This window comes from Microcoleus sp. Z1_B2, assembly GCF_036700325.1.
Classification (GTDB): domain Bacteria; phylum Cyanobacteriota; class Cyanobacteriia; order Cyanobacteriales; family Microcoleaceae; genus Microcoleus.
Map to the genome: position 1 here is coordinate 73,616 of NZ_JAUBOQ010000007.1, position 22,026 is coordinate 95,641.

Annotated in this window: 18 protein-coding genes and 26 tRNA genes; 39 read left to right on the forward strand and 5 right to left on the reverse strand. The window is 45.2% G+C overall.

Features of this window, described 5'->3' with window-relative positions; genetic code table 11:
- Window position 1 precedes the first annotated feature (1 nt).
- Both QT984_RS05735 and petM read right to left on the reverse strand, forming a co-directional pair.
- Entirely contained in the window at window positions 2-979 is a 978-nt protein-coding gene (locus QT984_RS05735) for an NmrA family NAD(P)-binding protein (protein ID WP_333053557.1), read from the reverse strand.
- 197 nt (window positions 980-1,176) lie between these two features.
- Window positions 1,177-1,281 (reverse strand): cytochrome b6-f complex subunit PetM, encoded by a 105-nt coding sequence (gene petM, locus QT984_RS05740; RefSeq protein ID WP_172189541.1) that lies wholly within the window; start codon window positions 1,279-1,281, stop codon window positions 1,177-1,179.
- A gap of 354 nt (window positions 1,282-1,635) precedes the next feature.
- On the opposite strand from petM, the gene pdxA reads away from it, so the two are divergent.
- A complete protein-coding gene (pdxA, locus tag QT984_RS05745; protein WP_333338402.1) occupies window positions 1,636-2,733 on the forward strand; it encodes a 4-hydroxythreonine-4-phosphate dehydrogenase PdxA in 1,098 nt (365 codons plus the stop codon).
- A 120-nt stretch (window positions 2,734-2,853) separates the two neighbouring features.
- Window positions 2,854-6,465 (forward strand): OmpA family protein, encoded by a 3,612-nt coding sequence (locus tag QT984_RS05750; protein ID WP_333373502.1) that lies wholly within the window; start codon window positions 2,854-2,856, stop codon window positions 6,463-6,465.
- 240 nt (window positions 6,466-6,705) lie between these two features.
- Here QT984_RS05750 and QT984_RS05755 read toward each other — a convergent pair whose 3' ends face one another.
- Window positions 6,706-7,554, reverse strand: coding sequence for a biotin--[acetyl-CoA-carboxylase] ligase (locus tag QT984_RS05755; protein WP_333053561.1), 849 nt, complete (start codon window positions 7,552-7,554; stop codon window positions 6,706-6,708).
- 496 nt (window positions 7,555-8,050) lie between these two features.
- Here QT984_RS05755 and QT984_RS05760 point away from each other — a divergent pair.
- The 33 genes from QT984_RS05760 (at window position 8,051) to QT984_RS05920 (ending at window position 17,632) form a co-directional block, all read left to right on the forward strand.
- Window positions 8,051-8,124 (forward strand) — tRNA-Asp (locus QT984_RS05760).
- A gap of 208 nt (window positions 8,125-8,332) precedes the next feature.
- A tRNA-Cys gene (locus QT984_RS05765) sits at window positions 8,333-8,406 on the forward strand.
- Window positions 8,407-8,485: 79 nt separating this feature from the next.
- Window positions 8,486-8,559, forward strand: a tRNA-Glu gene (locus QT984_RS05770).
- A 5-nt stretch (window positions 8,560-8,564) separates the two neighbouring features.
- A tRNA-Lys gene (locus QT984_RS05775) sits at window positions 8,565-8,639 on the forward strand.
- Between the two features lie 13 nt (window positions 8,640-8,652).
- Window positions 8,653-8,734 (forward strand) — tRNA-Tyr (locus tag QT984_RS05780).
- 34 nt (window positions 8,735-8,768) lie between these two features.
- Window positions 8,769-8,842 (forward strand) — tRNA-Tyr (locus QT984_RS05785).
- 4 nt (window positions 8,843-8,846) lie between these two features.
- Window positions 8,847-8,933: transfer RNA gene (locus tag QT984_RS05790), tRNA-Ser, on the forward strand.
- A gap of 4 nt (window positions 8,934-8,937) precedes the next feature.
- Window positions 8,938-9,010, forward strand: a tRNA-Phe gene (locus QT984_RS05795).
- A gap of 6 nt (window positions 9,011-9,016) precedes the next feature.
- Window positions 9,017-9,091: transfer RNA gene (locus QT984_RS05800), tRNA-Asn, on the forward strand.
- 10 nt (window positions 9,092-9,101) lie between these two features.
- Window positions 9,102-9,180, forward strand: a tRNA-Gln gene (locus QT984_RS05805).
- Between the two features lie 5 nt (window positions 9,181-9,185).
- Window positions 9,186-9,259 (forward strand) — tRNA-Gln (locus QT984_RS05810).
- Window positions 9,260-9,294: 35 nt separating this feature from the next.
- Window positions 9,295-9,366, forward strand: a tRNA-Leu gene (locus QT984_RS05815).
- 23 nt (window positions 9,367-9,389) lie between these two features.
- Window positions 9,390-9,470 (forward strand) — tRNA-Leu (locus QT984_RS05820).
- Window positions 9,471-9,474: 4 nt separating this feature from the next.
- Window positions 9,475-9,547 (forward strand) — tRNA-Pro (locus tag QT984_RS05825).
- Between the two features lie 131 nt (window positions 9,548-9,678).
- Window positions 9,679-9,752: transfer RNA gene (locus tag QT984_RS05830), tRNA-Leu, on the forward strand.
- A 169-nt stretch (window positions 9,753-9,921) separates the two neighbouring features.
- A tRNA-Thr gene (locus QT984_RS05835) sits at window positions 9,922-9,998 on the forward strand.
- Window positions 9,999-10,003: 5 nt separating this feature from the next.
- Window positions 10,004-10,074: transfer RNA gene (locus QT984_RS05840), tRNA-Gly, on the forward strand.
- A 184-nt stretch (window positions 10,075-10,258) separates the two neighbouring features.
- Window positions 10,259-10,330: transfer RNA gene (locus tag QT984_RS05845), tRNA-Gly, on the forward strand.
- Between the two features lie 82 nt (window positions 10,331-10,412).
- Window positions 10,413-10,510, forward strand: a tRNA-OTHER gene (locus tag QT984_RS05850).
- A gap of 101 nt (window positions 10,511-10,611) precedes the next feature.
- Window positions 10,612-10,685: transfer RNA gene (locus QT984_RS05855), tRNA-Arg, on the forward strand.
- A 7-nt stretch (window positions 10,686-10,692) separates the two neighbouring features.
- Window positions 10,693-10,769: transfer RNA gene (locus tag QT984_RS05860), tRNA-Ala, on the forward strand.
- Window positions 10,770-10,977: 208 nt separating this feature from the next.
- A tRNA-Ala gene (locus QT984_RS05865) sits at window positions 10,978-11,050 on the forward strand.
- Window positions 11,051-11,056: 6 nt separating this feature from the next.
- Window positions 11,057-11,131, forward strand: a tRNA-His gene (locus QT984_RS05870).
- Between the two features lie 4 nt (window positions 11,132-11,135).
- Window positions 11,136-11,218, forward strand: a tRNA-Ser gene (locus QT984_RS05875).
- A gap of 128 nt (window positions 11,219-11,346) precedes the next feature.
- A complete protein-coding gene (locus QT984_RS05880) occupies window positions 11,347-11,619 on the forward strand; it encodes a hypothetical protein (protein WP_333053562.1) in 273 nt (90 codons plus the stop codon).
- A complete protein-coding gene (locus tag QT984_RS05885; RefSeq protein WP_333053563.1) occupies window positions 11,582-12,154 on the forward strand; it encodes a dihydrofolate reductase family protein in 573 nt (190 codons plus the stop codon). The genes QT984_RS05880 and QT984_RS05885 overlap by 38 nt, the downstream gene beginning before the upstream one ends.
- Window positions 12,155-12,614: 460 nt before the next feature.
- Window positions 12,615-12,688: transfer RNA gene (locus QT984_RS05890), tRNA-Lys, on the forward strand.
- A 227-nt stretch (window positions 12,689-12,915) separates the two neighbouring features.
- Window positions 12,916-13,878 carry a GNAT family N-acetyltransferase gene (locus QT984_RS05895; protein WP_333053564.1) on the forward strand — a complete coding sequence of 321 codons (963 nt, stop codon included), beginning with the start codon at window positions 12,916-12,918 and terminating at the stop codon, window positions 13,876-13,878.
- A 325-nt stretch (window positions 13,879-14,203) separates the two neighbouring features.
- A complete protein-coding gene (locus QT984_RS05900) occupies window positions 14,204-14,383 on the forward strand; it encodes a radical SAM protein (RefSeq protein ID WP_333208932.1) in 180 nt (59 codons plus the stop codon).
- A 124-nt stretch (window positions 14,384-14,507) separates the two neighbouring features.
- Entirely contained in the window at window positions 14,508-14,708 is a 201-nt protein-coding gene (locus QT984_RS05905) for a hypothetical protein (protein WP_333053565.1), read from the forward strand.
- 209 nt (window positions 14,709-14,917) lie between these two features.
- A tRNA-OTHER gene (locus QT984_RS05910) sits at window positions 14,918-14,988 on the forward strand.
- Window positions 14,989-15,515: 527 nt separating this feature from the next.
- Window positions 15,516-16,955 (forward strand): hypothetical protein, encoded by a 1,440-nt coding sequence (locus tag QT984_RS05915; RefSeq protein WP_333373505.1) that lies wholly within the window; start codon window positions 15,516-15,518, stop codon window positions 16,953-16,955.
- Between the two features lie 218 nt (window positions 16,956-17,173).
- On the forward strand, window positions 17,174-17,632 hold the full coding sequence (locus tag QT984_RS05920; protein WP_333232555.1) for a DIP1984 family protein: 459 nt from the start codon (window positions 17,174-17,176) through the stop codon (window positions 17,630-17,632).
- A gap of 303 nt (window positions 17,633-17,935) precedes the next feature.
- On the opposite strand, the gene QT984_RS05925 is transcribed toward QT984_RS05920, so the two are convergent.
- Window positions 17,936-18,190, reverse strand: coding sequence for a DUF433 domain-containing protein (locus QT984_RS05925; protein ID WP_333232552.1), 255 nt, complete (start codon window positions 18,188-18,190; stop codon window positions 17,936-17,938).
- Window positions 18,191-18,652: 462 nt separating this feature from the next.
- On the opposite strand from QT984_RS05925, the gene QT984_RS05930 reads away from it, so the two are divergent.
- Window positions 18,653-18,994: a hypothetical protein gene (locus tag QT984_RS05930; protein WP_333149124.1), complete on the forward strand. Its 342-nt coding sequence runs from the start codon at window positions 18,653-18,655 to the stop codon at window positions 18,992-18,994.
- 143 nt (window positions 18,995-19,137) lie between these two features.
- Here the strand turns inward: QT984_RS05930 and QT984_RS05935 are convergent, their stop codons facing one another.
- Window positions 19,138-19,530 (reverse strand): DUF4189 domain-containing protein, encoded by a 393-nt coding sequence (locus QT984_RS05935; RefSeq protein ID WP_333053569.1) that lies wholly within the window; start codon window positions 19,528-19,530, stop codon window positions 19,138-19,140.
- Between the two features lie 269 nt (window positions 19,531-19,799).
- On the opposite strand from QT984_RS05935, the gene QT984_RS05940 reads away from it, so the two are divergent.
- The 3 genes from QT984_RS05940 to QT984_RS05950 are packed head-to-tail and all read left to right on the forward strand — an operon-like array spanning window position 19,800 to window position 21,765.
- On the forward strand, window positions 19,800-20,627 hold the full coding sequence (locus QT984_RS05940) for a hypothetical protein (protein ID WP_333373508.1): 828 nt from the start codon (window positions 19,800-19,802) through the stop codon (window positions 20,625-20,627).
- A 12-nt stretch (window positions 20,628-20,639) separates the two neighbouring features.
- Window positions 20,640-21,278 (forward strand): ThiF family adenylyltransferase, encoded by a 639-nt coding sequence (locus QT984_RS05945; protein ID WP_333053571.1) that lies wholly within the window; start codon window positions 20,640-20,642, stop codon window positions 21,276-21,278.
- Window positions 21,279-21,318: 40 nt separating this feature from the next.
- Window positions 21,319-21,765: a peptidoglycan-binding domain-containing protein gene (locus tag QT984_RS05950; protein ID WP_333312856.1), complete on the forward strand. Its 447-nt coding sequence runs from the start codon at window positions 21,319-21,321 to the stop codon at window positions 21,763-21,765.
- Window positions 21,766-22,026 lie beyond the last annotated feature (261 nt).

Sequence of the window (22,026 nt, forward strand, 5' to 3'; positions counted from 1 at the left end):
TTTAAAATGTAAAGGGCATTTTTTGTTTACTCCGTTTTTTAGTCTTAAGCTGCTCGTACTCTATTTCCTTGAGCTTCTTCATGATCAGATTAAAGTATTCTTCGAGATAAGACTCCAAAGTAGTAGTTTCTTTAGGGTCGATTCCGAAGACACTGTAAACATCATCCATCGGAGCTTTCAAGGGTTTTCCGGCTGCCAAAACTTCTGAAAAAGCCAATCTGTCAGCTACGTTCCAACTCCACTGAAAGAAGGTAGCTAATTTACGAGTAGCCTGCAACAAGACATCCGGGGTGCGCGTAATTTTGGCTTCCTTCCCTGACAGCCGTTCGCACAACCGCACGATTTCGTCAGCATCCCAAGCGCGATTTCCCACCACCGGAAAGCTTTTTTTCTCGGTTTCGGGAACGGAAAGGGCCCGGACGGCAAATTTAGCAACGTCCTGAGTGTTCATGTAGGCAAGGGCGGATGGCTTGTTGGGCAGCCAGACTGCCTGATTGTCCAAAATCGGCATTGCATACAGGCTCAGCAGTCCTTGCAAAAAGCCGCAAGGTCTCAAGATTGTGTAGTCTAAACCGGATTCTGCTAAGAACAATTCGGTACAGCGCTTGATTTCCAACAAGGGGACTTGGGGATATTTCTCAGCGTCGAGAAAGGAAAAGAATATGTAACGCTTGATGCCTGCTGCTGCTGCTGCTTGGATCAGCGATACTTTTCCGTCCCAGTCTACTCTTTTGATGCTGACAGAATCGGCTGCACTGGCTGTTGCTGCATCGATAATAGCAGTGACGCCTTCTAGGGCCGGAGGCAGACTGTCTGGCTGGCAAAGGTTCCCCGGTACGAGTTCAGCGCCCCATTCTTTCAAAAATGCAGCTTTTCTGTAACTTCTGACTAAACAGCGCACCTGGTAGCCCTCGTCTAGGGCGCGGCGGGCTATTTGGCGGCCGAGAGTGCCGGTGGCACCTAAAATCAATAAAGTCATCTAGGGATTAATTATGAATCTTAAACTTTCAATAAGATGGTATCAGGTTTTTGTTAAGTTTTTTATAAAAACTTAACAAAAACCTGAAATTTTCTCATTTTAGGCTTGAGATATTCGCCAGAAGGCTTGCTTTCGGCAGCAAGTAGACTCTAGAAGGCAGAAGGTAGAAGGCTTTTGAAGGATTGGTTGAAAAAAACTTATTCTTCGCCGCCTTGCAATTTGAGCAGGAGGAAGCCTCCACCTATACCCACGAAAATTAGGGAAAAGGACAAAAAGGCTGCATTGAAAATTTCAGGATTCATGATTTTATCTGTTCAATTGGGCGATCGCATTAATTGACACTCCTCGCCCTGAAGGCACGAGGATTCTTAAGACATTTCGATCTTAATATCCCTAGTAATAGGGTTCCCAGGCTGACCACGAAAAGCACATAGGTGTGTAGTCATATCTCCTCTGTGAATGTTTTGGGCGTAGACTTTCCCCCAGTCCGGGGGTAGGTTTTTAAATCTTGTCTGATCTGCTTATTGTACCATATTCATTTGTTTAGATAAATGTGTTATTTTACTTGAAAATGGAAAAAGCCGTCCTAAAAAGACGGGGTTTTAAACCCAATCTTCTGATAAAGATAATATAATTTGGGTCAACCCGGTACATGAATGCTAAAATTTCAGTGCCGAAATTCCTGTATTTTGTTGGAGAAAACTGCCTTGAGTCTCGATCGGGAATCCAAACTAGCTGTAACTCTGGGAGATCCGGCGGGAATTGGCCCGGAAGTGATTCTCAAGGCATTGGCAGATCCCGCTGCTGCTTTGAAGGTGACGGTTATAGGTTCTAGGAGAGTTTTGCAGCAAACTTACGATAAGTTGCGATCGACCAATCCCGCAGCAGAAGCGGCAAATCCCGAAACATTAAATATTATTGATATTGAACCAGACAACAAGTGGGGCGAAATAGTCCCCGGTGTCGGGAATGCAGCTAGCGGGGCGGCTAGCTTTGCTTACATGGAAAGTGCGATCGCCCGTACCATCGCCGGCGAATTCTCCGCGATCGTCACAGGCCCGATTTCCAAAACTTGCTGGCAGGCTGCCGGTTACAATTATCCCGGACAAACAGAACTCCTCGCAGAAAGGGCAAAATCGCAGCGGTTCGGAATGCTGTTTGCCGCCACATCTCCCCACAGTGGCTGGACGCTGGTAACTTTACTCGCTACCACACATATTTCCCTCCGTCAAGTCCCCGATGCTTTGAGTCCAGAATTACTGAGTGAAAAACTAGAATTACTGATAGACTGTTTGCGGGAAGATTTTGGGCTGGAAAGACCGAAAATTGCGATTTCTGGCTTAAATCCTCACAGCGGCGAAAATGGCAAACTGGGAAATGAAGAGCAAGACTGGATGATACCTTGGTTGGAAACGCAGCGCGATCGCTTTCCTCAAGTGCAGTTAGACGGGCCAGTCCCCCCCGATACCCTGTGGGTAAAACCGGCTAAAGTTTGGTACGGTTTAGCCACAGAAGCTCACGACGGTTACTTGGCAATGTACCACGACCAGGGGTTGATTCCAGTAAAATTGATGGCTTTCGATAAAGCAGTCAACACTACAATTGGCTTGCCTTTTGTCCGCACATCTCCCGATCACGGCACAGCTTTTGATATTGTAGGTCAAGGGATTGCGGATGCCTCCAGCATGAAGGCAGCATTGCAGTTGGCGGCCCAGTTGGCTAGTCGCAGAACAGCAGTTAAAATAGGGCGATAGCTTTAGTACGCCAGACACTCGGAAAAATTGTGTCATTCCTATTGATTTTCGCTGGGGTGAGGCGGCAAGCAAGCTGGCAATTTTATTCGGTCGATTAAAATCACCTTTTGGTAGCGCAGTATGGCAGCATTTAATGATAATTCAGGCAAAATATATCAGTCAGAAAAAGAGGTTTCTGATGCAACTCTGGCAAGTTCTAAGGCTGGAGAGCAACTTCAGGAATTGCTAACCATATTGACTGAATTTCAGTTATTGAAGAAATCCAAAAAAGAGCCAAGCGAACTGAAATTACCGCTTTCGGAAAAGTCTGTTCAGCGATTAGAGGATGAGGAAAATCGGCGCAAACAATTATCTTTTCGGATCGAATCACCGAGTATTGTACCGGAAGTATTAACTAACGAGGAAGAGATTCCATCTCAAAGACGAGAAAACAATAATGAGGAACCCGATTTATCTATGGCCGGGAAGGTAGCCAAAAATAATCGGCAGTCGGAGGAAGAATTAGAACAAGCAGTTGAGCAGTTTAAGCAGTTGCAACAACTACTGTTTGAAAGGGATTTGCCGGAATTTTACAGTAATGTTTTGAGCGTGGAACAAAGGTTAGAAAATTTTGAGAAGCTGATGTCTCAACCAGAAGAGTTGATGATTTTACTGAAACCGTTAATTCCTGAGTTGGTGAGAGAAGAATTAGAGGAGTTGAAGTCTGAATTAAAAAAGGCGATCGACCTCGCAAACAATAATAAAATTAATCGCATCGAGTTGGAGGCTAAATTAGCAGATTGGGAAAATCAAATTGCTAACTTTAACCAGCAACCCCTGCCGAATACAGAACACTTAATCCAACGGCTGATGCCAGTAGTGGGAGATCTGCTAAACCGTAAGGTAGAGGAGTCTAAGTTAGAGGTAGCTTCGGCGATCGCACCGAGAGTCAATCAAGTAATTCACAATCAAAACGGACTTGAAGAACAGGTAGTAAGAATTGAAGATAGAGTTGCAAATATTCAGCAGCGTTACCAGCAGCAACCGGAAGATTTAATCAAGCAGCTAGTACCAGTAGTTAGCGATTTACTGAACCGCAAAATTAGTGAATTAAAATTAGAGGTTGTAGAAGCTGTTGCCCCCTCAGTACAGGTAAGAATAGCTTGGGTAGAAATAGAAGAAAAAGTATTGAGCATCATCGAACGCCGACTGGCTACGCAACAGTCGCCAACTCAGAAGCCTGAAGAGATAATGGCGATGCTAATGCCGGCAATAACTGATTTGCTGAATCAGAAAATCGATGAATCAAAATTACAAGTAGCAGCGACGATCCAACCTTTGATAGAATCAGCAATTCTTCAAAGAGAAGTTCAAGGCAAATTGAGCGACGTAGAAAGTAGACTAAATAATCTTCAACGACAGCAAAAAACTCAGCCGGAAGATATAATGGCAAGGCTAATGCCGTTAATGATTGAGTCGCTGAACCGGAAAATTGAGGAGACAAAGTTAGAGGTGAGAGAGGCGATCGCACCTGGTGTCAACACGGCTATTCAAAACAGCGGTATTGCAGCACAAATATTAAATAATGAAACTAAGATTGTCGAAGTTCAGCAGCAAGTTTTAGCCGAGATAGAAGGGTTGATGGCAAGAATAATGCCAGTGATTGTAGAAATGCTGTCCCGAAACATCGGGGAAGCAAAGCTAGAGATAGAATCTGCGATCGCCCCGGCTGTAGATGCCATCATTCAGAATAAAAGGATCGATCAAAGACTGGGGAAGATCGAACAACAGATTGTGGCGATCGAACACCGAATTTATGAATCCACAGACTTGTTTACAGATTTACTGAAACCTTTGATTGACGAGCTGATGGTTAGCCATCACGCCCAACTACAAAAGTCGGTCATCGAATCTATTTTACCATTGTTAGATGAAGTTGTAAGTTATAATTACAGACTCAACGATAAAGTAGGGGAACTCGATCGCAAAATTACTGATGCGGAATGGGGAGGCGATCGGGAAGAATTACTCGCCCGAATTAAAATCATGTTTCCCGAAATGATGCTCCAAACCATTAATGAGTCGAGACAATCATTTGTCGAAACCATAAGTCCGATAATTGATGAAATAATTAATACCAAATCCAGAGAAAATAGACAATCGATGGGAGTAGCCATATCGCCGGCTCTGACTGTGGGAATCAGCCACAGAATGAGTGAATCGCCGGATGAAATTGCAATGGCGATCGCGCCGGAAATGGCCGCTGCTATCAAACAGCAAATTCATCTCAAGCGAGAAGCAATGTCGGATGCACTTTATCCCATCATCGGCAGCACGATTTTAAAATACATCGCCGAGATGATGGGGGAGATTAATGAAAAACTAGAATCAGCTTTAAGTCCAGAGGGAATTAGTCGCAAAATCAAAGCCAAAATACAGGGCATTTCTGAAGCAGAATTGCTGATGAAAGAAACAACACCACTGAGTGTGAAAGCTGTCTTTTTAATTCAAGCAGGATCGGGCTTAGTAATTTCAGCAGTGCAGAAGTCTGAACGCGAACAGCTAGAATCAGATATGGTAGCGGGGATGCTGACTGCTATTCGGGCTTTTGTCAACGATTGTATATCTCAGTCAGGAAATATTGCAGAGATTGATGCTATAGAATACGGCACATCTACCATAGTATTGGAAGTTGCGGGTTCGTGTTATCTGGCAGTAGTGATGCAAGGAGAAACCCGCCAGTGGTTTAAGTATAAAATGCGATCGATATTCAACAATATTGTTCAAGAATACGGAGTTCAAATTCAGTCATTTAACGGCGATCCAGCCACTGTGCCACCCGAAATAAACTCGAAATTGCAAAAATTAATCGATACAGAGGTAAAAGTTAAATCTCGTAAACGTCCAATTTTACCCACGATCGGTTTGGCAGCGTTAGGTTTAATTGGCCTACCTTGGGGAATTCATCAATACCGCAGCTCAGTTGCAGCGAGCTTAGAAGCAGATACAAATTTAGCATTACAATCTGCTCCCGATTTATCCGTTTATCGCCTCGTGGCTGATGTTAAAGATAGAGTATTGGAGATTTCGGGACGAGTGCCGAATCAAAATCTGCGATCGAAAGCGGAAAAAATCGCTCAGCAAGCGGCTCCCCAATCAAGAATTGAAAATAAAATTATAGCCGTTGAAGTACCTCCAGATCCGGTTTTAGTCGAAGCCGATGTCAAGCGGACAGCAGCTCTTTTGAATAAAGTAGAAAGCATTAATATCTCCGCTCGCTATGCAGAGGGAAAAGTCGCCATTGCAGGCAGGGTAAGCAAAGTGCCAGATGCTCAGAAAATAACTCAAGCTTTTGAGAAAATTCCGGGGGTGAAGTCTGTAACAAATACAGTGATAATAGGAACTCCACCGCCACCAAAGATAATAATGCCAGTTCGCGTGTATTTCGGTGCAGGTTCGGCAAGTTTGCAGGCGAAAGACGTAGCACAAAAGCTTAGCAAAGTCAAGGAATATATGGATAAAAATCGCACGAAGAATTTAAGGATAGTTGGCTACAGCGATTTTAAAAGCACTCCGGTAGAAAATCAAAAGTTGGCACTGGAAAGGGCGACAAATGTGAAAAATATTTTGGTTAGACAAGGGATAAATGGCAACAGAATACAAGTTGCTTCTACTAAGGGTCGTCCCGAAGGTGTGGAGGCCAATCAACCGCTGTGGCTGAGCAGATTGGTAGTATTTGAGGTGATCAATTAAAATTGGGAATGGGGAATTGGGAATTGGTAATTGGTAATTGGGAATTGTTAATTGGGCATTTTCCCTAATGACTAATGACTACTGACTAATATCATGTCCGATCGATTAACCATAATATCCCGGTCGGGGCGGGTTTTTGAGATGGTCAATTATTGGCAGGTATTGTTGGTGAACCCGCCCCTACCTGATTGCGGGTAATCGACAGGATATGACTAATGACTACTGACTACTGACTACTGACTACTGACTAATGACTTCTTCCTCTTGAATTAATCGAACTCGCCCGGAGGTAAAGGCTTGTATTCGATCGCCCGCCAAACACACTAACAAGCGGCCGCATCCGTCAATGCCCGCTGCTTCTCCGCAGATGGTTTCCGAAGCAAGTTCGATCGCCACCGGGCAGCCAATCAACGCATCGCGGCGGCGCAATTCCGGCAAAAGTAGCGCTAAACCGGACTTGGAGGCTGGCTTGTCTGTGGTAGAAAACATATCGGCTAGTTCGAGTAAATAGTGCCGCAGTCGATCGAGCAAACACAGTTCATCCGGTACTGTACTAGCAATAGAATGCAAGCTTACCGCATTACCGAGATCCCTTTCATCCAATCCCGCAGCCGCGAAATCTACGCAGCGGTTGAGTCCAATTCCCACAACGGCGCGAGTTTTACCCAAAGCATTGCCCGAAGAGGCTTCGCAGAGAATTCCGGCTAATTTGTGGCGATCGATCCAGACATCGTTTGGCCATTTCAGGCGCAGCATATCTCGACAGTCGGGAACCAAATCTTCGATCGCGTAAATCACCGCTAAACCCGCTGCTAAACTGAGTCCCGGCAACAGAGTGGGGTTGAGGTTGTCGAGTACAAAACTAACAGTCAAGACACCGCTTGGGGCGTGCCAGGTGCGCCCGTGTTGGCCGCGCCCGCTGGTTTGTCGCCTAGTAAATACTGCATCTCCGTGGTGGAGCCCGGCCGCGCGGGCGATCGCCCAACTGTTGGTACTTGGACAGGTATCCAACGAGTGTAGCCAGTGAGGGAGGTTTGGGCGATCGGGTTCTGGGCTTGCGGGCACGGGAGTTAAGGGCAATTCAGACAACGTTTGATTTGTAGTATTTGATATCTAAAAGCTGATTATCGCATTTTCCAGAAGTGCCACCTCGCGCGACGGCGAGAATTCAGAGAAATTGGAGTGTAGTACAGTTTCCGCATCAGATTTACCTTACGCCACAACATCTGTTTAGCCACCAAATCTCTTGATTTATAAGGATTTTGGGGGATTCATAGGGTTGGTTGGAGCGATCGACACCCCTTTAAAAAACCCAATTTCAAAAAAAGTTGTATTACCCCCTTGACAGTCTTGTAATACGCAACGTAGTATAAATGTATGGCGAAGGGGAAAGAGCTTCAAAGCCTTACCCCACGAGCAATATGAACCTTGAAAACAGAATAGGAAGTTAATCGTGTCACATAATTGTGGACATTGGCGGTGTAGACTCCGGCAACAATAGCCCGATCGGGTTGTAGTACGCGGAATCAACCGCCACCCCGTCCCAACTTGAGTAATTCAAGGACACAATATTGTTCATTTTCGCGGGGGTATAGCTCAACCGGTCAGAGCAGTCGCCTGTCGAGCGAAAGGTTGCGAGTTCAAGTCTCGTTACTCCCGTCAGTCGATTTTAGATTTTAGATTTTAGATTTTAGATTTACTCCACAGGAGAAGAATCTCGGAATTGGAACTTTGGTCTAAAATCCACACCTCCTGTCGGAAAGCAAATATCCGTTTTTCGGCGGGGGTCAAAGTCCCGTAGGCAAAAGTCAAGCCGTCTCCCCCTCTGGCGTGAAGATTGCGAGTGCAAACCTCGTCGGGACTCCCAGGTTAGGTGGCTGAGTGGCTCAAAGCGTTGGTCTGCAAAACCGATTTTCGCGGGTTCAAATCCCGCCCTAACCTCTGTTCCTATTTATTCGCAGGAGCAATCTCAAATCTCAAAGAGCAATCCAAAATCTAAAATCTAAAATCTAAAATCGATAGTGCTGTAGGCAAATGGTTTAAGCCGCTTGGTTTTCACCCAAGTGATTGCGGGTTCAACTCCCGTCAGCACTTCTCGTGGGTCGTTGGCAGAATGGTTTTGCAGCCGCCTTTTAAGCGGATGGATCGAGGTTCAATTCCTCGACGACCTACCAAAATTTCTATCTTGGGTCGGCCCTCCTATTGGCGTGGGTAGCTGTCTGTAAAACAGTAGCTTAAAGCGTTGCTGGTTCAATTCCAGCCCGGCCCATTTGTAACTGCATTTAATCCGCAGTTGCAATCTTGAGAACGTGGTGTAGCCGGATAACATCTCAGTTAATAAAACTGAAGATTGAGGGTTCAAATCCCTCCGTTCTCGGTGTGGAGAGGTGGCCGAGTGGCTTAAGGCGCTTTCCTGCTAAGAAAGAGCGGTTTAACAGCCGTCGAGGGTTCAAATCCCTCCTTCTCCGTTTTCCCCCGATAGCTCAGTTGGTAGAGCGCTTGTCTGAAGAGCAGGAGGTCGTCAGTTCGATACTGACTTGGGGGATTGCGTTGCCTTATAGCTCAATGGTAGAGCAAGCGGTTGTTAACCGCTAGGTTGTAGGTTCGAGTCCTACTGGGGCAGCCATTTTTTTAATTGCCGGGTAGACAAATTGGTAAAGTCGCCTATCTCTGAAATAGGAGTTTCTGTAGGTTCAAAGCCTACCCCGGTACCCAATTATTGGGAAGTCGCCTAATCGGTATGGCACCGCTCTTTGAAAGCGGCAAAATGCAGGTTCGACCCCTGCCTTCCCAGTTCTGCTATTACCAAAGCAGATCAATTACACTCCTGTAGCCCAATTGGCAGAGGCCACAATTTCAAAAATTGTGTTGTGTGAGTTCAAATCTCACTCCTGAGTACCAAATTTTCAACTAAGTTTCTACTTGCTCCTGTGGCGGAATTGGCAGACGCGGCAGACTTAAAATCTGTTTTATTTTGAGTGTGAGTTCGAGTCTCACCCGGAGCATGAACGGGATGTAATTCAGCGGCCAGAAGCCATGCTTTGGGAGCATGGAGTCGTTGGTTCAAATCCAACCATCCCGACTTTACCCCTGTGATGTAATTGGAAAACATCACTCGCTCAAAACGAGTGTTTTTTGCAGGTTCGAGGCCTGTCAGGGGTATGAGGTTTTATTCAATCTCAAATCGAAAATCTCAAATCGAAAATCAATTTTGCCCCTGTAGCCCAATCGGTAGAGGCGCTAGATTTAGGATCTAGTTAGTGCTGGTTCGATGCCAGTCAGGGGTATTTGGTGACATCGCGGGTGAAGTAGCCTGGGTAGGCTTGGCAGTCTCATAAGCTGCAAATCAGCAAGTTCAATTCTTGCCCCCGCCACCAAAAATGCAGGTGTGATGTAATTAACAACATGAGGGTTTCATACAGCCTTTTTGCGAGTTCAAATCTCGCCATCTGCTGTGCTGGTGTAGCTCAATTAGGCAGAGCAACTGATTTGTAATCAGTCGGTTGTAGGTTCAATTCCTATCACCAGCCCCACAATTGCGGATATGGTGTAACGGTAGCATTCGAGTCTTCCAAACTCTAGGCACGAGTTCGAGCCTCGTTATCCGCTTGGTTAAACGAGAGGTTTGTTAAATCTCACATCTTGCACCATTCTCGCTTAACAGGCTTTTCGGCCTGTTCCACAAGAAAATCTACTCTTTGTGGAACAGGCCGAAAAGCCTGTTCATAAAAGGCTTATTGACAAGGGTGCAACATCTCAGTTAAATCCAAAATCTCACATCTAAAATCGGTTTGCGGATGTCATGTAGCGGCTAGCATCTGAGTATGCCATTCTCAGCGCATGGGTTCGAGTCCCATCATCCGCTTTTGTAGTCCTGAGCTTCGATGGTAGAGCGTTTGCCTTACAAGCAGACGCGGGGTAATCTCCTGTCAGGACTACTAATTTATGGGAGTGTAGCTCAATGGATAGAGCGCCGCGCTATGCGCTACCGCGCACGCTTCGCTAACGGACGCGGATGTTGTGGGTTCGAGTCCTGCCACTCTCGTTGTTTTTGCTTTAATTTAAGGAGGTTGATTCCCTTGAATGGATAATTTTTTATATTACGATCGATTCCCGTAGGGAATCGCACAAATTAACAAAAAATACGGGAGTGTAACTCAACTGGATAGAGTGTCGAGCTTCTACCTCGAATGTTGTGGGTTCAAGTCCTACCGCTCCTGCTGTCTGGGGTTCGTAGCTTAATTGGTAAAGCATCTAACTGGCTGTTAGAAAGATATCGGTTCAAATCCGATCGCAATCCACCACACCGATTTTAGATTTTAGATTTTGGATTTTGGATTTGAGATTGATTTCACAAATCAATCTGGAAGCTTGAATATTCGTCTAATATTTTGTTATGGGCGACTTAATACCACTTTAAAAAACTAATTAAACTGTCGAGAATCTCCAAACCCATATCCACTAACTCATCCCCAATCTAAAATCTAAAATCTAAAATCTAAAATAGTATAAGGGGTCATAGCTCAATTGGTAGAGCGCTTGCTTTGCACGCAAGAGGTCAGGAGTTCGATTCTCCTTGACTCCACTTACGGTGTCTGAAGTCGAAGCGGTCGAGACGCTAGCCCGTGAAGCTAGTTATTAGCGGGTTCAATCCCCGTCAGACACCCCTTGGAAGATGCCGCTAAATGGTTGGCAACCAGTCTTGAAAACTGGGGTACAGGTAACTGTAAGGGTTCGATTCCTTCATCTTCCTTTTAACCACCGGAAGTCGAAAAGCGAGACACCGTGCTGATAACGCGGGGATAGGAGGGGCAGTACCTCCTCGGTGGATGGATTGGTTTATAATAAGTCTAAATTTACTACTGATTCAACATAAAAGCCATGAAAGTTCAAGTTATAAAATTAGAATTAATTCAGTGGTCTTTGTTATTGAAGGATATTCAATTTTTAAACGAAATCCAAAAACTGAAAGAAACGTCGCATGAAAAGACTGCGGTCTTCAAGTCCCGTAAATTTGGCTGTGAAAAAGGAATTTTTACTTTCGTTGCGGATGATTTTGATGAAAAAAGTCCTGGTTTTTACGATGTAAAATTGTTGTACCAAATGAACGTGAAAGATGAGAAAACTAAACTATTACGTTGCTTGCACAGTTGATGGGTTTATTGCTCGCGAAGATGGGTCATTTGATTGTTTCCCTATGGACGGAGAGCATTTTGCTGATTTGTTAGATTCCTTTCCTGAAACTTTTCCGGCTCACTTTCAGGAAGCACGAGGCATTCGTGCAGAAAACAAGCAGTTTGATGCGGTTTTGATGGGACGGAAAACCTATGAGGTAGGGCTAAATGTTGGTGTAACTAATCCTTATCCCAGCTTGAAGCAGTATGTCTTTTCGCGCACTATGGAAGCCAGTCCCGATGAGAATATTGAACTTGTTTCGGACAATCCTGTTGAATTGGTTAAGGAATTGAAAAGGGAAACGGGTAAAGACATCTGGCTCTGCGGTGGTGGGGCTTTAGCGGCAACTCTTTTTTCTGAGATTGACGAGATGATTGTGAAGTTAAATCCGGTAGTAATTGGAGCGGGAATTCCTCTTTTTTCCGGTGCAATCGAGCCGACCAATTTGGAAGTTGCCGATCGCAAAATCTACAGCAACGGTTTCATGTTGCTTCATTATCGAGTGAAGCATTAGCGATAAGCTGTTCGGCATTTAAAGGACTTGCGTAAGGTGCGTCAGCATCTAAGGTTTTCCGTTTCAGCGTAAAAGTTCTAGCTGACGCACCCTACTAGCCTCGTTACTGGTTTAAATGCTCCACAGCTTAAGGACTTTATTTGTTGCAATTACTGCGGGCAAAAAAGGACTGAAGTCCTTACTACAAAATGATTTTCTAGGAATTACACAAAAATTGTATGCGGTATTTTCTCGGTTTCAATGTTGAGTCAGACTGATATCTTGCACCATTCTCAATTAGCGGTAGGGGCGGGTTCGCCAACAGCCTTAAAGCTTGCAAATAGGTTCTATAAACCCGCCCGACCCCACGAAAAATCCTCTTATTGATATTGCTGCAAGATGTCAGGTCAGACCGATCGCCACAAATTTTTACAGAAATAGTTGATTTTTCAAAACGGTTGTGTTATACTAGCTTAGATGCGGGAGTATAGCTCAGTTGGTTAGAGCAGGTGACTCTTAATCTCAAGGTCGAAGGTTCAAGTCCTTCTACTCCCATCCCAAATAACATACGACTCACAAGGCTTAGAGGCTTTAAACTGTCTCTAGTTTGTCGTTTTCCACTCATTTTGCGCTCACGATAGCAGCCAATGGCGGTAGCGGTTGGATTACTGTGAGTGTTTGCGTTGTCGGATTTTTAATGTCGATCGACTCATCCGATCGATAAAAGTGCGATCGCCCAAGCTATTTTGAAACTGAATAACAACAGGGAATGGTGATTAGCTATGATGGCAAATCTCTCGGCGCGCTGCTATGGGGGCGATCGCGATTTAGATGCGATCGCCCATTTAATCAATACTTGCGAAGAAGTCGATCGGCTCGATGAAGGCACTTCCATCTCGGAATTACAACAAGAATTTAACCAACCGTCCCTAGATGTAGCCCGCGATATCCGCCTTTGGGAAGATGCGGAAGGAAAATTAATCGGTTTTGCTCAGTTGTCCGTTTCTGAACCGGGGGAAGTAATTGACGGTTGGTTGTGGTTTCGCGTTCACCCCGACGCGCGCGGAGGCGATGTGGAAGCAGCCGAGATCGCCTGGGGTGAAGTGCGGATGCGCGAAGTGTCTGCAATGCGGGGCGGGCGCGTGAAGCTGCGAACCTATGCTCGCGCTGAGGATTGCGATCGCATTTCTGTGCTGACAAGTTGCGGTTTTAAGGCCGATCGCTATTTTTGCCGAATGGCGCGATCGCTCTCTGAACCGATCCCAGAACCGCAATTCCCCGAAGGTTTTGCCCTCATTCAGTTCCCCGGCGAACAGGATGCGGCAGCTTGGGTAGAAATGTTCAACCAGTCATTTATCGATCACTGGAATCATCACGATTTAACGGTGGATAAATTTAAGCACGAGTTAGCTAAACCCGATTACAGAAATGATTTAGACTTGATTGCTGTTGCTGATGACGGCACATTTGTCAGTTTTTGTTACTGCGAGATTAGTGTGCAAGAGTGCGATCGTACCGGGCGCAATGAAGGCTGGATTGCTTGTCTCGGCACTAGGCGTGGCTTCCGCAAAATTGGATTGGGACGAGCAATGTTGCTGGCTGGTTTGCATCGACTGAAAGCTGCCGGTGTCGCTACTGCTATTATCGGCGTCGATGCTGCAAATTCATCAGGTGCGATGCGACTTTACGAGTCTGCTGGCTTCCACAATATTCGCAACAGCATTTCCTATGTTAAGGATGTTTGATCGATGTTACAGATTGCGATCGCCCTTTGACCCAAGAAACCGGGTTTTTTACCGAATCTGCGGGTGGCAACGAAATATTTTGGTAAAAAAACCCGGTTTCTCGCCACTCGTGTAAGTTTTATCTAAAAAACTTTTGCTACCCCCTTGACACTTGTGTAGTATTTATGTAGCATATAAATATGGAAAGCGCAGGACAAGCAAAAACCTGTATTTTTCGTGCAAATTCTGAACCTTGACAACTAAATATTGCTCAAATTTTCAACGAACATCAATTTGAAAGTCTTGCAATATAGACTCGATGGTCATGTTGTTACTTTATACGAAAATGTTCGGTTACAAATTGACTCGATCCGAGTCAGATGTTGTACGAAATCAGTCTAATTTCAACGAATTTAATGCGGATTCAGAACAGAAAATTTCAGCCAGATTTCAATCAACCAAAAAGGCTGAGGAAATCCGCAAAATTAAACAAGCTTATCATTTAGAACGGCGCTTCTTTCAGTAAAGATTATCAGATTTCGTGAATCTTTACCGATACTGGCAATTTGCCCGCGTCTCACAAAAAGCCAAAGTCGAGAGCAGATAAGCTACTAATCCAAAATCAAAAATTGCTCTAGGAGGTATCGGTAATGGTTCACATTCGTTTTGAAGGACGTTCCTACGATCTGGCGGAAAACCAACTGGGTATCGCGGCAGGAATGAGCGACAAAGCTATTAAGGAACGTCTGGCCAATCATTTTGATGTCAAGGGATCTCGCTTCGATTCTTACGTGCTCGATCGCCGTCCCAGTGGCGATTTAATTGTTCGCCCAGAAGCCGTTTACGGCTAGAAATTCACTTAAAGCACGTATTAGGCAGCGCACCCTAACAAAAGAAGCTTACAAACTGGATACGTTCGACTTAAAATCGAATTGTAGGTTCAATTCCTACTTGCCGCGAGGCTAAAGCTTCTCTGACTTGTGCGCTGCCTTTTATAGCTGAATTTTTTATATCTATCCGGCGCTTAAAATTTCCACTTCGCGCCCCAACAAAGGAAGCTTACATACTAGCTCATTGGTAGAGCATTTCTCTTTAAAGAAAAGGTCGCGGGTTCAACTCCTGCGTATGTGCAAATGGCTTTCTTAACTTGCGCGAAGTGACTTTTGAGGCGCTATCAGCTCTTGTGGTTAATTCAGGATAATAATTAAGTAATCCTGTTTGTATTGAAGACTTCCGTCCTCAAAAATAAATTGGTATTAGCCATGAGAAAATGTTGGCCGATATCTCGCCGATGAAAGTCACAATTACTCGATCGTACATCTGGCTAACGGTTTGATTGCAAAATATGCCGATCGCACTTTACCATTTCGCTACTAGACGCGCGATCGCCTGATGTCCTGGGAAGCTCGGATTAATTGGGTTGAACCAGATTTGAAGTCACTCGACTCCGAAATAGTCCGCCAGGGATTGAAATCCCTGTCTAATAGCTAAAGTCCTCGCTATGAGGACTAAAGATATTTGTTTTTCTTGGTTTTTAATCACCGAAAATACATTTTTAAACACGCATTTCAGTCCTCTTAAGAGGACTTAAGCTTTGAGCCAGGGATTTCAATCCCTGGCGGACTAAGGCGATAGGTGCAAAATATTAGGTGACAGCAATGAATATGAATGTATTAGAGCGCGATTTGCGTTTGGAAATGCTCAACAGTCTCCTCACAACTCCTCACCGCCAATTAGAAAAAGTAGCAGAAATTCACAAGTTAATTATCGAATTAGATCCGATTTTTTACGGTCATTTAGCAGTGTGGTATCAACGCCACGGCGACGTGCGCGATCACAAGGAAGTTTTTGCCGGAAATTTGCTAACTTCGGCGCTGACGGAACACCGAGATGCCGGTTTTATGATGCTGCAAGAGTTCCCTCCCTACGAGGTTTCGCGGATTGTGGACTTTATGAAACAGCATCAGAATAAGGTGCCCCGCAGTGCGCGCACTGCTGTCACTCGCTATCTGAAATCGCGGGAAAAGAATGCACAGTTTTTCGATCGCGCCGCCATCCGCAACCGCAAGGCGATGAAGCATTTGTACGCAACGCTGCACGTCAAGCCGAGCGATCGCGCTAATGCTATTCTGTTTAAAGACAATCCGCCGGAAGACTCTCTGGCATTCGTTTTGAAGCAGTTAGCAAAGGCGGCGACACCTGCGGAACAGGCGAATTTGATTGTTGAGTACAAGATTCCGTATACGATCGCAGTTGGTGCGATCAGACAGCTAACGCCAACGGTTTTGGCCGCGCTGATTAACTCGATGTCGCCACAGGAAGTCATCAACAATTTGAAATCGATTCAGTCGCGCGGGGCGATGGATCACCCGGAAGTCAAGCAGTTGATTGATTCCAAGCTGGATGAAGCGGCAAAGTGCGATCGGGTTTCTGCTTACAAAGCGAGTGTTGCGGGCGCGGGCGCGAACTTCGACGCAGCAACGGCGGCGAAGCTGGAAGCAGTGACAAACGAACAGGTGAAGAAGCGCGGCAAGATTGCGAAAGCAACCGGTTTGTTGATTGACAAGTCGGGTTCGATGGAAAGTGCGATCGAAGTTGGGAAGCGTCTCGCTGCTTTGATTTCCGGCATTTCCGAGGCTGAACTGTTCGTTTATGCCTTTGACACGATGCCGTATCCAGTGCAAGCAAATGGCAGCGAATTGACAGACTGGGAACGCGCTTTCAAGCACATTCGCAGTGGCGGCGGCACAAGTTGCGGTTGCGCGGTGGAAGCAATGCGAATTAAAAAGCAGGTTGTCGAGCAATTCATTATGGTAACAGATGAAGGCGAAAACGCTGCACCTTATTTTGCAGATGCTTATCAGAATTACTGTCGCAGTTTGGGGGTAATTCCTGATGTTGTGATTGTGCGAGTTGGTTCTTGGTGCGAATATGTCCAGAAGCAATTGAAGGACAAACAAGTATCGGTGGAAACCTTTACGTTTGCGGGTGATTATTACTCCTTACCGAATTTAGTGCCGATGTTGAGCCGTCCTTCGCGGCTGGAATTGTTGATGGAAATTCTGGATACGTCGCTGCCGGTAAGGAATGACAAGTAAAATGTAGGGTGCACGCTGCGACCTTATTTCTTAGTCTCAAGCGGCTGTAATATCAAGTTGGAGCGCTCCGTTACAATCTAATTCCCGGTATTGTAGGGGCGGGTTCACAGACAATAATTGCCGATAATCGACAATCTCGTAAACCCGCCCCCACCCAACGGTAAATCGCAATCTACTTATATAGTTAAAATTGGCACGGATCTGAAGGACAAGACACTATGAAACTAGCTGAAGCTTTAATTTTAAGAGCTGACTGTCAAAAAAGAATGGAACAACTGCGAGCCAGATTGATAAGAAGTGCTAAAGTACAGGAAGGAGAAGAACCTCCAGAAAATCCCCAAGCACTAATTAGCGAATTAGATGCAGGGGTGCAAGAACTGGAAGACTTAATTAAGAAAATTAACAAGACTAATTCGCTGACAACTCTGGAATATGGATTGACTTTATCGGATGCTTTAGCTAACAGAGATGCTCTCGCGCTTAAGCGCGGCATTTACAATTCTTTAGTTGACGCAAGCGCTTTGAGGCAAGACCGCTATACTCGATCGGAAGTCAAATTTTTTAGTACGATCGACGTTGGTGAACTGCAAACGCAAATCGATCGAATGTCTAGACAGTATAGGGAGTTAGATACTAAAATACAGCAAGCAAACTGGAATACTGAACTTATCGATTGAGCAAGTTGGTAGCCAATGCAATAGAAGCGAGCACAACCCCCAACAGGGTTAAGTTGGACGGTACGGTTGAGAGGCCATAACCAAGCGGGTTCAAACCCCGTATCACAAATCAAGCCTTGATTGTTACAAACGTACAGGGCATTGTTAAAGTTACTACCGCGTGCTGGTCTATTGATATTGGTGAGGGTGGGTTAGGGGTTTCTTGCTCAATTGCAAAAAGTATTGGGAATTCCAGAAGGCTGTGAGGCGGTTAAAATTTCGATTTTTTTCATCCTCAACCGAAAGCGTTTTCCCTATTTTAAATTATTCTCTAATTCGATCGATAATTTCTAGTAACTCTGGATTAGCGATGGCTGAGACTAAGTGGGAATCCGCAGCAGCCAAAGCAGCGCGTAACTTTTCCGAAGTCAGTGCGGGATATTTTTCTAACACCTGCTGTTGAGTCCATCCCGCAGCAAAGAGCCCTAGCAAAAATTCTACAGACAATCGAGTTTCTGGTGCTGCTGGTTGACTTGTTGAAGCTTTCGGGTTTGGATGAATGAGCTTTCGCCAGTCCATTGTTTTACTTAAACGATTGGGGAAGATTCCGCCGATTATACTGCATTTGGGCACAGTAGAAACACGGGCATCGTTGACTGACTTTGTAACAGTGCCACCGCAGGTCATACCATGTTAGATTTTAGATTTTAGATTTTAGATTGGGAATCACTGATGAATTAAGGGTTTGAAGCTTGGCTAGAGTCGCATTTTTTGGGAACTGGTGTCATTTGGCGATTTTGCCATTAAATTGTTATTACGATCGCAGTACAGCACTTTCTTATAGACTAGACTAATGGGGTAGCGACGGGGCGAGATCCCTTTTTCCTTCAGTCCGTTTCAATACCGAACCGCGTTAGCCAAGCCCGCCCCTACGGGGGCTACGCCAACTAAGAGGATCGCACTAAATCTCAACCCACTGTCTAACGGACTGTGCCATCCACAGTGCAACCCACAATACAACTACTTTAACTTCTTAAAACTATGGGAAAAAAGTCGAAAGCCAAAAAATCCCAGGTCAAAAAATCCAGTTTGCTCTCCCAGCGACTGCAAGAAGCTCTCGATCGAGGCAGTAAAGTTTGGATTAAAACAAATAATAGCAGTTTCGGCGGCATCCCGATTAATTTGTTCGGGGAGTTTGCGGAACTTTTGGTGATAGTTCCCCCTAACGAACAGGCGGAAAATATCGATGCTTACGGACAAGTTACGTGGCTGATTCGACTCTCTGATATTATTGCACTCGCTTACCCTACTGAATATTGGTCTAAAGATAGATTAGAAAGTTTGCTGCCACCAGATGCAGTTACTTCCGAAGTAGGAGATTAACTGCGTAGGGTGTGCATTGCGTACCCTAATTTTAGCTGAGTTGTATTTGGTATGGTGTGCAATGCACACCATACATTTACTATTTTTTAAGCTGTTTTAGCAGCCAACATATACACCTCTTCCACCGATTTTTATCAGTTTAATTAGTTGTTGCAAGCTGAAAGCTGCACTTTACAACTGCCGCCCTCTAGTTCGCTGCAACCGGCGAGAGCTTGAGCTTCTGCTGCGGCTTTATCGTCGCCCCAGCCCGCACCTGCTCCTCCTTTGCCTACGGCGATCGCTCCACAATTATTACTATTAGATGTCAGCGGTTCGCAGTCGTTAGCACCTCCGCTTTGTTCATTGCAAGCGGCTACTGCTGCGTTTAGTGCTTCTTTCTCCGTAGCATGATCCCAACTAATACCAGTGGCGTCAGAAGTCGGAGAATAAGCAGTAGCTCCATAGCTGTCCTGAGCTTTAGCTACCTGGACTGAGCCAAAAAGAGGAAGTGTCAAAGCTGTGACTACAACCCACTTAGAAAAAAGCTTTTGCAGCATATTTACGCGATATATCTACAAGGTTAAATTGGGAGGTTCGCTCAATATTATATTAGGGTATTGATTCGCGTCAACAGTATTGATGAATCTTTATATTTATTTAATTTAAAAGTGTGTTAGGTAAAAAAGTTAAGACAGGACTTACCCATTCCGATGCCTAGAAACCGGGTTTTTTAGCGAATCGGCGGGCGGGAACGAAATATTTTTGTAAAAAACCCGGTTTCTGATTCCCTATGCGTAAGTCCTGTAAGATGAAGGAGGTCAATTCAGTGGCAGATATCCGCAAAATCCTCAGCCAACTCGCTGCCCAAGAAGCGCACCTACTCGATACTCAATTCCTGGCTCCTTGCGTGCGTGGGGGAAGCGTGCGGATAAGAGTTAGCTCAATGGTTTATACTTTTGTACCGCAGCCACAAAACTTTGAAGGATGGGCTATTTTTGCGCCATTAAATGAGAAAATAGCTGCGGTAATTGAGGAGCCGAGTTTGCCGCAAGTGGCCGAGTATTTGCAACTCCTCCTCCCCGTTCGCTTGCACTTGGCTTACGTGCTGCAAGGGCAAACCTGGCTGGCTTATCCTGTTAACGAATCTGATGCTAAACAGCGCACGGGTGTAGCGAAACCAGTACCAGTCCATTTAGTAACTGAAGGTTCGCAGTTTGAGCCGATTGTTGCGCGCTGGGACGGTCATTGTTTGTGGTTTGAAGAGATTGACAGGCGCGCCGATCTGCTGCCATCTGAGAAGTTAAAAGCAGCTTTAAAAAAGTTGATTTTGCCTCAAGAAGTTCGCTTTAAAGGGATGACGCCGGAAATGCGAACTGTTTACGAATTGGTGTCCCGAAATATTAAAGATTTCGATCCAAAAGTGCGGGATGAACAGCGCTTGCAGCGGGCGTTGAAAATGGGCGGCGGTGAATTGCGGGATTTTTGCGATCGCGAAAATTATTGGCTGGTTGAATGGACTAGCGGAACCGGAGAACATCACACTTCTGCGATCGCCAAAAATGACTTGACAGTTATGAGTGCGGGGATTTGTCTCAGCGGATTGGACAAAGACTTCGACTTGCATTCATTGGTTGGAGTCGTCGAAAATCGATAATTCTTGATTACCATGAGTATATTTTTTCACGAACAACTTTACAGAAGTGCCGCCGTGATGTCGCAGATCAAAAATTTCCCGGTAACGGTGTGCGGGGCGGGCGCTTTGGGTGCGAATATTACAGAAAGTCTGGCGCGATCGGGCTTTTGCCAGTTAAAAGTCATCGATCGCGATCGCATCGAAGAGCGCAACCTTTCCACTCAACCCTATTATCGATCGGACATCGGCGCATTCAAAGCCAAAATTCTCGCCAACAACCTCTACCGCGCTTTGGGAGTCAGCATTGACGCGCACTCAAAAGAATTGACGCCCGCAAATGTCGATCGGCTGCTTGCTGTCAGCGCCACAGTCATCGATACTTTTGATAACAGTGTCGGGCGACAAGCAGTCAAGGATTACTGTGCGAGTGCCTCCCTTCCCTGCGTGCACGTCGGATTAGCTGCAGATTACTCGGAAATAATTTGGAACCAACACTATCGGGTTCCTTCAGCCGCGAATGATGACGTTTGCGATTACCCGCTGGCGAGAAACTTGGTAATGCTGACAGTTGCAGTTGCCTGCGAAGTAATTGTTACCTTTGCTGCTACCAAAGAGCAACAAAATTTAACTTGCACGATCGGAGATTTTGCAGTAAAGCCACTTATATTGTAGAATGTCGGTTGACTGTTGCCAGAAACCAGGTGAATCGAGATTGGATGCACCCATCCCAGAAACCCGGTTTCTCACTCTCAAACAATCGTCAAACTTGCAAAAAACGCTTGAGAAAATTAACAGGGAAAGTATGGCGGGAACACAGACTTTTTATTATTTACTAGCAATTCTCGGTCTATTAGTTTTGACTGGCACAAGTAGAGCCAACTATGCAGCGAGCTCCGCAGTTTGCCACACAGATGATTGCCATCAACCAGTAGTGAGACACCATAAAAGGATTTTAAAATGTGGCTCGAAAGGGGAAGATGTGAAGAAACTGCAAAAGTTGTTGAACGCGCGGGGCTTGTCCGCACACCCGATCGTAATTGATGGCGTTTTCGGCCCGACAACCGAAAATGCAGTGAAAAGATTTCAGCGACAAGCGGATATTCCTGTAGACGGAGTTGTGGGAGGCAAAACTTGGGACAGACTGTTTGCTAGTTTGTAACTTTAAGCACCGGACAACAAAGGTTCCTCAGTCAGTCGATTTTAGATTTTAGATTTTAGATTTTAGATTTACTCGATAACAGATGAATCTGGAAGCTTAAACTCTGTAATCTAATTTTTTTTGCTCGACCCTCGATAGCGTAGGAAAGCAAGTACCTGTGTTTGGGTCAAGTCAGTCGATTTTAGATTTTAGATTTTAGATTTTAGATTTACTCGATAACAGATGAATCTGGAAGCTTAAACTCTGTAATCTAATTTTTTT

Bases quoted from the DNA above. Each gene is read 5' to 3' on its own strand.
- pdxA (WP_333338402.1), top strand. From the start codon at position 1,636: ATGCTAAAATTTCAGTGCCGAAATTCCTGTATTTTGTTGGAGAAAACT.
- QT984_RS05935 (WP_333053569.1), bottom strand. From the start codon at position 19,530: ATGCTGCAAAAGCTTTTTTCTAAGTGGGTTGTAGTCACAGCTTTGACA.
- QT984_RS05880 (WP_333053562.1), top strand. From the start codon at position 11,347: ATGAAAGTTCAAGTTATAAAATTAGAATTAATTCAGTGGTCTTTGTTA.
- QT984_RS05930 (WP_333149124.1), top strand. From the start codon at position 18,653: ATGGGAAAAAAGTCGAAAGCCAAAAAATCCCAGGTCAAAAAATCCAGT.
- QT984_RS05750 (WP_333373502.1), top strand. From the start codon at position 2,854: ATGGCAGCATTTAATGATAATTCAGGCAAAATATATCAGTCAGAAAAA.
- QT984_RS05895 (WP_333053564.1), top strand. From the start codon at position 12,916: ATGATGGCAAATCTCTCGGCGCGCTGCTATGGGGGCGATCGCGATTTA.
- QT984_RS05925 (WP_333232552.1), bottom strand. From the start codon at position 18,190: ATGGACTGGCGAAAGCTCATTCATCCAAACCCGAAAGCTTCAACAAGT.
- petM (WP_172189541.1), bottom strand. From the start codon at position 1,281: ATGAATCCTGAAATTTTCAATGCAGCCTTTTTGTCCTTTTCCCTAATT.
- QT984_RS05885 (WP_333053563.1), top strand. From the start codon at position 11,582: ATGAGAAAACTAAACTATTACGTTGCTTGCACAGTTGATGGGTTTATT.
- QT984_RS05735 (WP_333053557.1), bottom strand. From the start codon at position 979: ATGACTTTATTGATTTTAGGTGCCACCGGCACTCTCGGCCGCCAAATA.
- QT984_RS05900 (WP_333208932.1), top strand. From the start codon at position 14,204: ATGTTCGGTTACAAATTGACTCGATCCGAGTCAGATGTTGTACGAAAT.
- QT984_RS05905 (WP_333053565.1), top strand. From the start codon at position 14,508: ATGGTTCACATTCGTTTTGAAGGACGTTCCTACGATCTGGCGGAAAAC.
- QT984_RS05915 (WP_333373505.1), top strand. From the start codon at position 15,516: ATGAATATGAATGTATTAGAGCGCGATTTGCGTTTGGAAATGCTCAAC.
- QT984_RS05920 (WP_333232555.1), top strand. From the start codon at position 17,174: ATGAAACTAGCTGAAGCTTTAATTTTAAGAGCTGACTGTCAAAAAAGA.
- QT984_RS05945 (WP_333053571.1), top strand. From the start codon at position 20,640: ATGAGTATATTTTTTCACGAACAACTTTACAGAAGTGCCGCCGTGATG.